Origin of the sequence: Mitsuokella apri, from assembly GCF_051886055.1 — a bacterium.
Lineage (GTDB): Bacteria > Bacillota > Negativicutes > Selenomonadales > Selenomonadaceae > Mitsuokella.
The window spans coordinates 1-14,409 of record NZ_JBJEXT010000028.1 but is presented as its reverse complement, the minus strand read 5'-3'; the positions used below and the strand labels follow the sequence as shown (position 1 = coordinate 14,409).

Genomic DNA, 14,409 nt, shown 5'->3' with positions numbered 1-14,409 from the left:
TCTTTCATGTTTCAGAGCCCCCCGGCGCGAAACATGGCGAATGGCAGCCGTTCGGCTCCACCGGCTGCCATTCATTTGTATTGTCCTGCGTCATGCAGAAAACGAACTATCATCCTGCATGACGCGCATTACGATGTAATCATACCATTAGTATTTTTTATTGTCAATATTGCTTGCTAAAAATTTTTGTAATGTTGTAATCTTGCGAATTTAGTCAAAACTTGTCTGCAGGCGCAGTTTCGGTTACAATAAAAGAAATACGATAAAACTCCCTGTAAGGGAAATGAAACAAGCGAAAGAACAGGTGATAGTACATGGCTGTCCATGTCATCAATGAGGCACGCCGCTGCCTCCAGTGCAAAAAGCCGCTCTGCCGCCTCAAGGGCTGCCCTGCGCAAACGAATATTCCCGAGATGATCCGCCTTTTCCTCGACGGAAAAATCAATGAAGCCGGCGAGATGCTCTTCATCAACAATCCCATGAGCATCGTCTGCTCCCTCGTCTGCGACCACGAGAAGCAGTGCGAGGGCAACTGCATCCAGGGACGCAAAGGGGCCCCTGTACAGATTTCCAGCATTGAACATTATATTTCGGATATCTATCTCGACAAGGTCGTCATGAAGCACGAACCGCCCAAAGGACAGAACGTTGCGGTAATCGGGTCCGGTCCGGCCGGCATCACCGTGAGTGTCAAGCTCGCGCAGCTCGGCTACGATGTGACGATTTTCGAGCGCAAGAGCAAACTCGGCGGCATGATGCGCTACGGCATTCCGTCGTTCCGTCTGCCGCTCGAGATTCTCAACCGCTATCAGGAAAAACTCGTCGAGCTCGGCATCCACATCCGCCCGAACACTTCGATTGGCGGCGTGCTGACGCTCGACACCCTGTTTGCCGATGGCTACGATGCCGTGTTCATCGGTTCCGGCGTCTGGCGTCCGCGCGGACTCGGCGTGCGCGGGGAAAGCCTCGGCAACTGCCACTATGCCGTCGACTACCTGCAGAACCCCGATGTCTATCATCTCGGTGACCGCGTCGCCGTCATCGGCTCGGGCAATTCGGCCATGGATGCCGCCCGCACGGCCATCCGCAAGGGCAGCCGCTTCGTCACGGTCTATGCGCGCCGCAGCGAGGTCCGCGCGAGCATCCGTGAATACGAATACGCACAGGCCGACGGCGTTGAATTCGACCTCTGCAAGGGCGTTGCCGCCATTACGAAGGATGGTCCGATGCTCTACGAGCGTCATTTCGATGAAGAAGGCAATCTCATAAGTGAAGACGAACCGCGCCTTTACCAGGCCGACAGCACAATCATCGCCGTCAGTCAGGGACCGAAAGATAAAATTGTCCGCTCGACCACAGGACTCGAAGTCAATGAACGCGGCCTTGTCGAAGTCGACGAAAAGGGCGCCACAACACGCGAAGGCGTCTTCTCCGGCGGCGATGTCGTCCTTGGCCCTGCCAACGTCGTTCAGGTCGTCAAGGACGCCAAGCACGTGGCCAAAGCCATGGATGCGTACCTGACAAAAAAACGCGAAAATGCCTGATCGTCATTAATACAATAACTTCCTTCTATATAATATAGGAAGGAAATATATAAAAAAGAACCTTTTCCATACGCAGGGAGAAACACAGTGTGTTCCTTCCTGAGTGGAAAAGGTTCTTTTTATTGACATACCGACTTAAAAATCAACCGCTTTTTCACGCATATCCTTTGGCGTTTTCATTCTCTGGTCGTAATTTCCCGTCAGATAGTCGCCGAGCAAGCCAACTTTGAATTTTTTCGGGTCCCCGTCGGGACGCTGCTCATTTTTTGTCAGTAACAGGTCAAGAGCGTACGGCGTGCGTTCAGCCGTACGGCTCATATGCATAATAAGGATTGCACCGCGGCGCACATCGCCATTGCGTTTATGGACGATATGGTCCATGATACCTTCAAGAGACTCCATCGTGACAGAACCATAGTCTTCGGAACTGCCCACGCCGCTGACCATATAGGTAAATCCCTCATCAAGGATGATAGCTGCACCATGGCGGCTGACAGCTAATTCAGGCGGACGAAGCAGACGCGTGAGGCCGTAGCGGCGTCCATTCTCTATTTTCATATCGCCGATGGCATGAACTAGTTTTTCATAAGAAGCCCTGACATTTTCCCGATACGTCTTATCATCTTCCACAGGATGACTGCGCCCCTTCTCATCAATGCGCAGCATCGGCACATGATGGTCGGTATGACTGCCGACTTCATTGCCATCGGCCACAATCGCACGCAGGAGATTCGGGTTATTGACCATATTTTTCGTGATGATGAAGAATGTCGCATGCACCTGATGCTTGCGCAGGACATAAAGGAGCTTATTGATGGAATCGTCACTGCCCCAGTCATCAAACGTTAAGAAGACGGTCTGCGGTGCTGCTGTTTTTACAAGACCTGTCTTATCCGCTAAGGCCATCTCCCGCGCTGAAAAGCCGTACATGCGGTCGTCTTGGCTGACTTCAGGCGCACCAATGTAGCGCTTAAAAAATTCCTTCTGAAAATTCTTATTCGTGATTTCGCCGCTGCCGTAGCCCGGCTGCATCTCGATGGGCAGGTCCATATCATCGACAGGATACGTATAGCGGTGTGCCGTGTCATTGAGTACGTCCTGAATCGATTCTACCGCATAAGCATTGTGAATGTTCTGTGCGGCATCCGCCTCATCATGATAGGCGATATTGTCCACTTTCTGCTGCTTGATGGCCATCATGACTTCAGCAGCCAGCGTTGGCTTCGTGTAATAATCCGTGCGGATATAGATGATTTCACCGCGGTTCAGCGACGTGGTCCATTTGCCGAAGATATGCGGCATGACCTCATCGGCGGACACGGCCGCCTTGTCTTTGGTCTGTACGGCATTCAGCCCCTGTCCGACAAGATAACAGTTCATGGCCGAAGCCGCCTCTTTCATCGCCGCTTCATGATCGGCCGCGGCCATCTGGCGCACAATATTCGTACGTACACCGTAATCATGCTGCAGCGCCTGCTGTACGCGCCAAATCTGCGCGGCGTAGTCTGCGGCCGTGCCGTCCTGCAGTGAAGTCAGGCCAATGCCCAAATCCTGCCCATAGTCCTGTACGAGATGAATATTATCTTTATTGCGTTTGAGCTCGCGCTCCGTCACAAAAAATGTGCCATGCATCCCCTCGGCCTTCATATCATCCAGCACATGCTTCAGTGGTTCTTTCTTACTCAGTCCGCCAAAGGTAAAAATCACGGAAGGGCGTGTCGAAGGCACGAAACGCCATTTCTCCGCCTGATGGCCCTCGTTGCGCGCAAGAGCCGATTTGACTTCCTGCGGCACGGCAGTTTTAGCCGTGTATCTGTTCTTTGCCAGTGCAGCGGTCTTGATGCCCGCTGCAGCACTGGCCACCTGCTCAGCCTGCGGCACATCCGCCGCTGCTGCCGCACTCGCCGGCAGCGGGGTCAGCGCGCAGGCCGACAAAAGGCTCGTGCCAAGCAGTACCTGCCGGATAAGCTTTATATTTTGCAAGAGTATCACAACCTTTTCTTGAAATTCACGGATGGACCCTGCCGATTTTTTCATTGCCGCCCAGGCGCCAAATACTCACGTCCGTAATGCCGAGATTGGCAATTGCCGTAATCCACGCATTGAGCGTCTCAGCATCGGCATACCAAACCTCGTAATGATGCCCGCCTTCCTCATAAGAGAAATTCAGGGCACCGCTCTCATCATCGCGCGTGACCTTGGCCTTCTGTTTGGCTGCCAAAGACGCTGCTTCCTGCTCACTGAGGAAACGAATCCTGCCATGACTCAGGCCCAAAAGTTTATAATCCTGCCAGATACAGCCGCCTGTCGCGATGGCCACGGATTTTTTGCCGGGCAGTTTTTCCATGCGGCCGATGGTCTTCTTGATGAACGCGCCGTCGGCCTTAGGCCCGGGACCATTGTGCAGGCCGTGCAGATTGTAGAGCATGACGACATATTCAGGGCCTTTGGCGAACGGAGCCTCAAACGGGGCCGACGGCTCGAGCACGATGCGCAGCTTCAGATTTTCCTTGTTGCAGGCCATACTCAGACAGTACGTAAAGCGCAGGAATTTTTCTTTGAGCTTATCGTCCTTGAACACGCGTTCAAAGTCGAGCTCGAGGCCATCGGCGCCAAGTTCTTTCGCCTGACTTGTGAGCAGGGCCGTCTGCGCGTCCATCGCCTCATCGTCCTGCACCAGCCGCCCGACAAGGGCCGGGTCCTTCTCTGTAGTTTTCCCCGAAGCATCCAGACTGTCGTTGACGACGGTCAGATACGTCTCTTTGCCGTCTTTTTTCGCCTGCCGCAGAGCAGATTTTGTTTCATCCGGCACCACGAGTGTATCGTCAGGGCCATAATACGCGGCAAAGGCGCTGAGTCCTGTCAAATGGCGGCGCACATCCTTATAGTCCCTGCTGCCGGCCTCGTCATCCCAGTAAGCCGTCCAGGCAGATAAGCGGACATCGGGATGCGGCCCCGATTTTACCGGCTCGGCCCCCGCACAGCTGAGTCCTGCGGCGGTCAGCGACAGCAAAGCAGCAGCCAGCACCAGCCCCCTCTTGACTTTTTTATTCATCTTCATAGCAGAGGATTCTCCTTACAGATACGTCAGAAACCACTTCAAGATGGCCTCCCAGATTTCTTTCGCGCGGTGTTCGTAGTGTTCAAGTCCGGTATACTGCATCGTAAACAAGACTTTTTCATCTTTCTCGTCCCTGCCCGTATTCGAGAGTACGGTAAATTTGTCAAAGACGCCGTCATAGACATCATCGGCAAGATTGCGCTGGCTCCAGGCATCGGACTTCCAATCGGCACCGAGCAGGATGCTGCCGCGCTGCGTATTGCTAAGAGGCAGTTCCTCCACGGCCGGCTTGCCATCGACAGTTACCGTCAATGAATCATCCTTGAAGGCGATATCGATATCGTGCGAGCTGCGTTCGTGGAAACTCGTCATTTCCGTATCAGGCTCGGCACCGTCTTCTACCGAAGCCGCCGGCTGCTGCTTGCGGTATTTCGCACGGGCGAGATATTCCTTGGCTTCGGCCGGTGAATCAGCATAGCGGGCAAAAGCCTCGTTTTCCGCTACTTCGGCTTCGCGCTTCATCTCTTCTTTCGAAGGAATCTTCTGCCCGAGAATCACAGCGAGTTTCTCGCGGTAGAGCTCGCGCTCACCGCCGCCGTTCTTTTCGGTTACGACGAGGTCGCCGTTGCGCAGGCTGACTTCGTCGTAGCGGCTCAGGTCATCTGCCGCGCGGAAATAAATTTTCTGCGAGCCAAAGGTGTTGCCCTCGAGACGCGTATGCAGGCGTGCATCGCGGAAGTCCTTTTTCGAATTGAGACGCGAAAGCGCTTCTCCCTCCGGCAGGGTCGTCAGGATGTACTTTTCCTCCTTGATTTCTGCCGCACCCTTGGTATTCTCCCAGTCCTCCTGATGGCGCTTCTCGCCCTTTTCAAACGTGATGGGCTGGTTGATATCGTATTTGATGCGCATGAGCAGGTGATTGACCGGCCAGTACGGCTGCGGCTGCATGCGCGTGAGGTCATAGATGCTGCTGTTTCTCTGGTTGAAGCAGTAGCCCTCGCGGTTGAAATTCATCGCAAACAGGTCGCGAATCCAGTACTCATTGACCGCGCTGACATCGCGGTTGTTGCCGAACCGGCCCGTATTGGCATGCATGAGCACATAAACAGACGGCACCTTGCCGAGCTTATCCTGATAAACGTCATTCAGGTGCTCGTAATCGTAGCTCACACGCCGTTTCATATGGTCGTAGCTCTCTTTGGGCACGCCGTTCTTGTCGCGGATATAATCCATGAGATAATGATTGTAGTAGCGTCCAAGATAGCGGTGCACCATGGCATAGCGCAGAGGGTCGATCTCGCCGAGATAATTGCCGTAGCGGTCACGGACATTGATGTACTCAAGGCGGTAGCCATTGGTGCCAAGCTCCCAGAACGTCGAGTCTTCCATATCGCGCAGTTCTTTTGGCTTCAGGAATTTGGGGTCCTCGCGGTCAAATTCCCCGGCATACGTCATCATGGTCGCCTTGTAATTCATGCGCTCCATGAGATTGTCGGCAAAAATCGCCGTATCGCGGCGCCCGTCCTCAAACATCAGATAGAGAGCCCGCCTTGGCAGCTTCTTGCCGTGCAGGTAATAGTCCTCGATATCCTTCTGCGTGATCGTGACATAGCCCTGTGCCTTGAGTGCCTTTAGATGCTGTTCCAAAAGGTCCTTGCCGATGAGCGTCGAGGTATCGCCGATGCGGTCAACGCCAAAATACGAGATGGCAATGAAGCCCGTGTCCTCGCTGCTGTCCGACACCTCCCCCTCTCCATAGGGATGATAGGTCTTTAAATGAAAGAAGAGACTGAACAGCAGTGCAAGGCAGACCGCGAGAATGAGGAACTGCAGCAATGTGCGCAGGCGTTTATGGCGCTCCTTGCGCTTCGTGAAAGCATCGTCGCCGAGAGCCGCAATTTCCGCTGCCAGATTTTCCTTTCCTTCTGCGGGATTTTCCTGCGTGTTTTCTTGTTTGTCTTTATCAGAAATATCACTCACGGCTCATTCACCTTCTTCTTTTTCTTCTCCTCTTTCTCACGCTCTTTTTTCTTCTTCTTCTCGAGTTCCGCGAGGTCCGCCGGCGTCATGCGCGTGCCCCAGGTCGACTTCCAGAACGTGAACCAGGCGACCGGCATCTGCCAGAGAAGGACCGCTTCATAATAAAGGCAGAACCAGACACCGAAAATCCACGTCGTGCTGCGGCGAAGGAAAAGCTGAGCCATGCTCATTAAGAGTGCCATCATGAGCATGCCGACGAGGAATGCGAGCGGGAACACGCGGTGCATAATCGGAATATAGATGAGGTTGTAGAGCACGATGATCGGCGCGGCAATCGGCACCAAAAGGCCCATGTAAAAACTCAGGGACATAAAAGGCTCTTTTTTCCACATATAGCAGGCCGCGATGATGGACTCGCGCAGCCACGAACGCTTCCAGCGCATCTGCTGGCGCAGGAACATCTTATACGACTTCGGCACAATCGTCATGCAGACGGCCGTATCCTGATACGTCGTCCGGTTGTGGCGCAAAATGAAATTTGTCATGCTGCGGTCGTCGCCGAACGTCGCCTTCTGCCCGAGGAATTTCTGATTGATCCAGTCATCGGCGTATTTCAGCACGAGGTCCTTGCGGTAGCAGGAAAGCGGCCCCGACAGGCAGGTGACGGCGTCGAAAAATCCCTCTGCCGCCTTCATGATGCGGAACGCGATGTAATAGCGCACGGCCTGCATCTTCGTCAGCGTATTCGTATACGTATTGGCCACATCCGTGCGGCCCGAGACACCGCCCATTTTCTTGTCCTTAAACGGCTGGACGATATTGCGCACGGCATAAGGGTCGAGGAAACTGTCGGAATCGACGAAGACCAGGAGCTCATGCTTCGCCTTATGCGCGCCTAAGTACATTGCATCGCGCTTGCCCTTATTGACGGGCTGTACGTAGTAATGAAGCCGGTCTTCGATGCGGTACATCTTGCGGTCGCCATCGTTTTCCTTGAGTTTTTCGATGATTTCCTTGATTTTCTCGACGGAATGGTCGTTGGAGCAGTCATCGACCACGATGACTTCAAGCTTGTCAATCGGATAGTCCTGATTGATGCAGCCGAGGATCGTATGCTGGATCCATTCTTCTTCATTGAAGCACGGAATGATGATGCTGACGCCCGGCGTATACTTCGGGTCGATCTTCGTCGGCCGGTAAAAAGAACCGAAAAGATAGCGCGTCAAAAGGAATGTCGCGGCGATAATGCTGTAGAGATAGAGCCAGCGATTAAACTGGAAGTAAATGACCGATTCAGCACGCATAAGCACGATGACAAAGACGATGACCGCGAGAAAGAACGAAGCGACAGCCAGCATGTAGTTCTTGCGGTGCGTGTTCGAAAACTCAGCGAGCGTCGACTTGAACTGCATGCCGTAAAGCTTCGTGCCGTCCGGCCGTTCTGCCTCGCGCACACACTGTGCCGGAATACGCTTTACCGTCATCTCATAGCCTTCCGGCATCGACCCCGGCGTGATTTCAAACGTCAGCTTGATGTTTTCCGCTTCCAGCAAAGGCAGGGCCTCGCTGCCGGCCGGCTGCGTCAGCAGAATGCCGGTCGTCGAGATATCTTCGCCCTTCAGCGTTTCGGTGTATTTTTTCCCTTCGTACTGGAAAACGGCCGTGACCTTATAATCGACGAGATAGCGCTGACCGTTTTTATCATCCTGCTGCAGCTTGATATACCCTTCGCTCGTCCCTGCTGAATCTTTGCCGCGGCGGTCGCGGTTCGTGCGCGTGCCCGTACTGTCCGGCGCGTAGGAAAGCAGACGGCGGTCCGGCTTCAGATGGAACAGTACATCCTGCTCTTCCTGTTCTTTTTTCTTCTTGCCTTGTTTCTCCTGCTCACTGCCCATCAGCTGCCCCTCCTTCCTGATTTACCAGCGCATCAGCCTGTGCCTTCGCCGCCTCTTTCGCCTGACCGGCAAGGACAGCAGCATTGGCGGGGATGTAATGGATTTTGCGGAAGCCGTTGACATTCATCACCTTGAACCCCCGATTCTCAAGAGCCGTCAGCAGCCAGTCGAGCTCATCGGCAAGGTCGACGGTCGGTGCGGCCGGTTTTTGCCCGTCATCGTGGATGGTCGGCTTCATATCAATGGCGGGACGCTCATCGATATCGCCCTTCGTCTCGGCCTTGCGCTCGACCGGATGACCGATTTCAACGGCTATGATGCTGCCGTCGGGAATATTGGCCGCATACGCAGCAGCATTTTCCTGACTTGCCAGCGTCCCCTTCTTATAGCGCATATTTTCCTTGACTGCATAAGAAAGGCCGGCTGCATGAACCGTCTTCAGCAGTTCATCGGTAAAGACCGTGCGCGGTGCCCGGAAAAGCGTTGGCGTAAAGGCAGAACGCACATTGACGATTTTCTGCGTGCGGCATAGTTCAGCAAGCTGCTCGTCCTGTGAGGCCTTATCAAAATCTGCAAGCCCGACCAATGTGTAATTGCCCAGCTCAAAGCCCTTGTCGCGCAGCAGGCGGATGGTCTCAGGCTGGTCCGCCGCATTCTGCCCTTCCACAAAAAACGTCGCCGTGGCCTGATGTTTTTCGAGTACATCGATGAGACGCGCCGTCAGGGGACGGTCGGGCAGACCGTCGATGACGATGGCCACGCACGAGGCTCCTTCCGGCAAAGTCGTGATGACCTGTGCCGGCTCAATCCCAGCCTGCAGTTTGTCCTTTGCTTCCGCGATTTCCTCATCGGCCTGATACGCAGCGCTGACATCGGCGATTTCATTCAGTTCATGCTTTCCTACCGATGTATGGTCCCGCAAATAAACGAGGCCCGCGCATATTACCAGCAGCACCGCCAGGGCAATCGCTGCAATTTTTTTATAGCTCAAGTTTCCCACTTCCCCGAATGAAAACGAACTTCCTATTCACCTGCTTCTTTCAGGGCTCAAAGGCCCCAATAGGAAAAGCCAGCCCGCCCGGCTTCCTTCCTATTAAAGATATGCTTCACATCGACGAGCACGGGCCGGCCTTCTCCACGGGGCCTTGCCATTTTTTGCAGTTCTGCCATCGTCAGCTCCCGAAATTCCTGATGCGCCACGAGGAAAACAAGAGCATCCGCTTCCTGAATCTCGTTCAGCGGCCGCAATTTTATGCCAAATTCTCTGACAAATGACGCTGCCTCGGCCCGCGTATCAACGGCCAGCGGTGAAATTCCATAGCTCTCGAGCTGGTGGTAAATATCGACAGCCCGCGAATTGCGCGTATCGGGACAGTTCTCTTTGAAAGTCATGCCGAAAAGGACAATGCGCGCATGAGCTACATCGATTTTCTGCCGAATGAGCTCGCGCACGATATTGCCGGTCACAAAGTCACTCATGCCCTCGTTCGTCCGCCGTGCTGCCAGAGTCAGTGGCGTGTGGCCCCCCAGACGTTCTGTCTGATGAATCAGATAATAAGGGTCGACACCGATGCAGTGCCCGCCGACGAGCCCCGGGCGGAAATGCAGCGAATTCCACTTCGTATCCATGGCCCGGGCGACATCTTCTGTGTCAATGCCCATGCGGTGAAACGAACGCGAAAGCTCATTCATGAACGCGATGTTGACATCGCGCTGGGCATTTTCCGAGAGCTTGGCCGCTTCTGCTGCCTTGATGCTTGACGTGCGGTAGATGGATGGCGCAACATTTTGATAAACGGCTGCAATCTCAGACAGAGCCTCTTCATCGGAGCCTGACACGATTTTTGTCACCTGTGCCAGACGATGCTTTTTGTCGCCCGGATTGATGCGTTCCGGTGAATAGCCAATCTTAAAGTCATGCCCGCAGCAAAGTCCGGATTCCTGCTCGAGGATGGGCCTGCAGACATCTTCGGTAACCCCCGGATAAACCGTGGACTCGTACACGACGATACTGCCCTTTTGGAGATTTCGGCCCACGCTGTGGCTTGCCGCTGTCACAGGGCCGAGGTCCGGTGTCTTATCATCATGAACAGGCGTCGGCACGGCCACCACGATAAAAGAGGCCTGCGCAAGTTCAGAAGCATCTGACGTAAATTTCACCTTGGCCTCGCGAAGAGCAGCATCGCCGACTTCTTCCGTGACATCATGTCCCTTTTGGTAACAGGCAATTTTTTCCTCATTCAGGTCAAAGCCGATTACCTCGAAGTGTCTGGCAAATGCAACAGCCAAAGGCAGGCCGACATAACCGAGGCCGACGACAGCCAATGCCGTCTGCCGTGCCTTTAATTTTTCTACTGCCCCCATCATTTCTATCGTCCCCTTGTTATGAATATATTCTGTATTGTATCGGTATCTTCTCTTACTCAGTCAGTCTTCATAATTCTTGAAATACGTGGTCAGTGAGCCCCAGATGGTATTGCTGGCCTTGTGCCCATCGAGATCCCAGAGATGATAGTACTCGAGATTAAAGAGCCAGTCTTTGCTCAGGGTGTACGAATATCCGGCCCCCCAGCCCTTGAAGCCGCCATACTTGCGCATAAAATCGGCCGTGCCGTTCATCGTATGCGAGTAATACGTCTCATACGGCTGATAATAGTATTTGAGCCACCAGCTGCGGCTGCGCGGCTTCCAGCTCTGCTCCTGTCCGTTTGCCGCCGAGATGACGTACCCTGTGCCATCATGCCCGCGGTCCTTGCCGTAAAGGACCATGGCCCCGAGGTCAATACTGCCCACGAGCTTATGGACATTGGCCATGGCGATGCTCTGTTTGCCATCGCGGACGACATTGTCTTTATCGTAGCCGCCCTCAAAGCGGTAGACGCCCGCGCCGATGCTGTAAGTTGGCTGCACATAATCGGCCGTAGCATCCCAGGCCTTGTCCGTATCATTCGCTTGGCCGTATTCAAAAGCGTATTTTACAGGCACACCTCCCTCAATGCGTATGCCCTTGAACTTGCTGTCGTAGATATTGCCCTCGGCCATCAGGGAACCAAAGGCCCCGGCATCGACCTTGGCCAGCCCAACATGGCCCTCAAGGTAATACCGGTCCAGACGCAGTTTTTCGTCATCTTTGTCCTTGCGGCTGCCGAATTCCTTCTTGCCTTCCACCATGCCGATTGCATGCCAGTTGCCGTCGATGTTGTAATCCGGATAAACGCGCAGGCGCAGTTCCGAATTGTGGTAGCGGTATTCATCCCGGTCTCCTGTAGATTTGCCATCCGACAGACGTACCTCGCTATCGATACGCAGCCTCGGACGCTGAACATCCTTGACCGGAAGGTCGTCTGCCAGATGCGCATTCTGCTTGTCAAGAGCCCCCGCTTCGTCCAGCTCGCTGACAAATTCCGTGCGCAGGGCCGAAAGACGCGCCATCGCGTCCGCATCCTGAGCAGAGCTGTCGCGCAAAAGCCCTGCACTCTGAGGGGACGCAGCCGAACCATTTATGCCGGACGTGCCAGTCATGCCAGCTGTGCCGGCTGGCAAAGAGCTCTGCGGCAGCGGTCCTGTGCCTGACGATGCCCCTGTCATGGCCGCCATGATATCATTCTGTCTCTGCTCGAGTTCGTCGGCCATGCGCTGACGGCGCAGGGCACGCTGGCGTGCAATCGCAAAGTCGCGCGCCGCTCCCTGCAGCCGCATCTGGCTTTCCTTAGCCCGTTTCTGCAGGGGCTCCATGACTTCAAGGCGGTTGTTGCCGCGCAGGGACTGGCGTGCCAGGGCATCCGTATCGCGCCGTGCCTCTCTTTCCCGCTGGCGAAAGATTTTGCCGGCAGCTTCGAGCTGCTCTTTGGCCAGCCCGAGTTGGACTTTATCTTCCACGAGCAGCTTCGTTACGCGGCCGTATTCATCGGCAAGGCTTGTTCCCTCATAAGACTCCATCCGGTCCATCGCTTTGCCGACCAAAGCAGCGAGGTCTTTGCGGCTCAGCTGATGCAGGTCCCCTGGGGGAAGTTCGAGATACCCTGCTCCGGCAAGCTGCTCTAAATCTTCATATACCCATTCGTCCGCCACGGGTGCTGCCATGGCAGAGGACGGCATCACGCTGATGGCAGCGGTCACCAGCGGCAGATACCAAATCCACTTCTTTCTATTCATCAACCATCAATCCCCTCGTGTGAATCTCTTTTCATCCATTCCCCTGCGTCCGTCTTTTCTCAAAAAAGCTTCTGCAGCATGACGAAAGACTGCCAGCCATGGCTGTCTCCCTGTATCCCATCGTTCTGTTTATAATAGGAAAGCTCTGCGCCCAAACTCAAGTCTTCGCGAAGCAGCCGCTCCATGCCAAGTACGCCCGACCAACGCCTCACATCCTTTTGCAGCAAATAGCGGGAAGGTTCGATGCGCGTACCTCCCATTTTCATATAAGAGGCTCTGGCATAATATAATAAGAAAGGATTTTCTTCATGACGCCAGCCAAGTCCGTAAAGAATGCCGCTGCAGCGGCCATCTTCCCCTGCCTCAAGACCTGTGAACCCAGAAAAATCCGTGCTGTAACGGCCGGCCAGCTGGCGGAAGGAAGCCGCATAAGCCTGCATGGCATCACGGGAAGACACGTAATGCTCTGCATACCCTCCGAAAAGAGTCTGGGTACCGGGACGATAGCGGAGATTCCCGATTTCGCTCTTTTCCTCTGTCATACACACGGCCTTCAGCATATAAGAGGAAGCAGCGCCGCTGTGCAGGTAAGCAAGGGACTGGCGGTAACGATTGCCGGGATGAACATCCGGCTGCCACCCCTGCAAAGCCGGTGCCCGATAATGCCCCGGTACCGTGATGTCAAAACGCGTTTTCAGGACGTCATCCTTCGTATAATGATAAGAAAATTCCATGCCCGGCGTGACTTCCCAGCCGCGATGAACATAATCTATGGTACCAAGGCCATCGGGGACCAAATCACGCACGGACTGCGTCCTGCCCGTCGGCAGGCGAAGCCCCAGAATATAGCGCAGGCCGCGCGGTCCGGAATGCGCAGGTTCAAAGGAAGTTTCCGTTTCCAGATCCAGCAGACTGGCAAAGTCTTTGCCGAACCCTTCCTCATTTTGCTGATGCTGCCATAAAAAACCGCCTGCCGCCTTGACCGCAAAACCATCTTTTGCATATGATGCTGCCAGCGGCCAGACAAGCTGGCTGCCCTTATCGGCACCGGCAGGCCATGAAGAACGGCCGGACCATGACGCATAGGACATGCCCATCCTGACGGTATTTCGCTTGTCCAAGGCCCTGAGCTGACGCTCGATTTCAAGGGCCCGGACCTGTTTATCGGTCAGAAAAAGTTCCGCTTTATCACGCGCCGCGGCCGCTTTTGCCGTTTCCTGCTGCCAGTAAGCGCGCCTTTCTTCAATCAATTGATTGTGAAACTGCGTTTCCTGATAGATTCTCAGCTCCGTCTGACACATCTCAAGATGCTGCTGCGCTGCGGCCAGTTCCTTTTGGGCCTGCTTTTCTGCCTGAGCGTTCCGGTCTTTTTCTTTTGCCAGTCTCTGTCTTTCATGATGTTCATGACTCGTCTGGCTGAGTTCCTTAAGGTCTTCCTGTGACTGTGTCCACGGCTGCAGGCTGCCGGACGCCAAAGCGCGGGAATGAAGAAAAGGCAGCAGGCATAAGGAACCTGCTGACAGACAGGCCAGAGACTGACGCAGCTGGCGCTGCCGTCTCTGCCGGTCGCGAAAACGGCGTAAAGAAAGACGGCTTCCATACCTTGACCCTGCACAATCTTCATTCTGCTCTTTGCACCGTCTGAGCCATGCCCTGCGGCGCCGTCGTGTCATACGCATGTATCCGTCTTCACTACCTTTATTCCATTCTTCTATCGCTTAACAGTAGTTTACAACTTTAAGCAGCCTCTTCATCAGACCGAATTACGTCTTGC

Annotated in this window: 9 protein-coding genes; 1 reads left to right on the top strand and 8 read right to left on the bottom strand. The window is 54.4% G+C overall.

Going from position 1 to position 14,409, the window contains the following annotated elements:
- Positions 1-314 precede the first annotated feature (314 nt).
- Positions 315-1,544, top strand: a complete 1,230-nt coding sequence (locus ACI4OH_RS02880) for an NAD(P)-dependent oxidoreductase (RefSeq protein WP_439784129.1) — start codon at positions 315-317, stop codon at positions 1,542-1,544.
- A 135-nt stretch (positions 1,545-1,679) separates the two neighbouring features.
- Here the strand turns inward: ACI4OH_RS02880 and ACI4OH_RS02875 are convergent, their stop codons facing one another.
- The 8 genes from ACI4OH_RS02875 to ACI4OH_RS02840 all read right to left on the bottom strand — a co-directional run bounded on the left by ACI4OH_RS02875 (position 1,680) and on the right by ACI4OH_RS02840 (position 14,314).
- Positions 1,680-3,527, bottom strand: a complete 1,848-nt coding sequence (locus tag ACI4OH_RS02875; RefSeq protein ID WP_439784128.1) for a polysaccharide deacetylase family protein — start codon at positions 3,525-3,527, stop codon at positions 1,680-1,682.
- 25 nt (positions 3,528-3,552) lie between these two features.
- Positions 3,553-4,605, bottom strand: a complete 1,053-nt coding sequence (locus ACI4OH_RS02870) for a glycoside hydrolase family 18 protein (RefSeq protein WP_439784127.1) — start codon at positions 4,603-4,605, stop codon at positions 3,553-3,555.
- A gap of 15 nt (positions 4,606-4,620) precedes the next feature.
- Complete coding sequence (locus ACI4OH_RS02865; protein ID WP_439784126.1) at positions 4,621-6,585, bottom strand: polysaccharide deacetylase family protein; 1,965 nt, start codon at positions 6,583-6,585, stop codon at positions 4,621-4,623.
- Positions 6,582-8,480 (bottom strand): glycosyltransferase family 2 protein, encoded by a 1,899-nt coding sequence (locus tag ACI4OH_RS02860; protein ID WP_439784125.1) that lies wholly within the window; start codon positions 8,478-8,480, stop codon positions 6,582-6,584. Before ACI4OH_RS02860 ends, ACI4OH_RS02865 begins: the two co-directional genes overlap by 4 nt.
- Positions 8,470-9,480, bottom strand: a complete 1,011-nt coding sequence (locus tag ACI4OH_RS02855; RefSeq protein ID WP_439784124.1) for a polysaccharide deacetylase family protein — start codon at positions 9,478-9,480, stop codon at positions 8,470-8,472. The genes ACI4OH_RS02860 and ACI4OH_RS02855 overlap by 11 nt, the downstream gene beginning before the upstream one ends.
- A 47-nt stretch (positions 9,481-9,527) precedes the next feature.
- Positions 9,528-10,844: a nucleotide sugar dehydrogenase gene (locus ACI4OH_RS02850; protein ID WP_439784188.1), complete on the bottom strand. Its 1,317-nt coding sequence runs from the start codon at positions 10,842-10,844 to the stop codon at positions 9,528-9,530.
- Positions 10,845-10,907: 63 nt separating this feature from the next.
- Positions 10,908-12,635, bottom strand: coding sequence for a translation initiation factor IF-2 (locus ACI4OH_RS02845; RefSeq protein WP_439784187.1), 1,728 nt, complete (start codon positions 12,633-12,635; stop codon positions 10,908-10,910).
- 59 nt (positions 12,636-12,694) lie between these two features.
- The gene (locus ACI4OH_RS02840) at positions 12,695-14,314 is read right to left on the bottom strand and encodes a hypothetical protein (RefSeq protein WP_435720806.1); all 1,620 of its coding nucleotides are present in this window, start codon (positions 14,312-14,314) and stop codon (positions 12,695-12,697) included.
- Between the last annotated feature and the right edge of the window lie 95 nt (positions 14,315-14,409).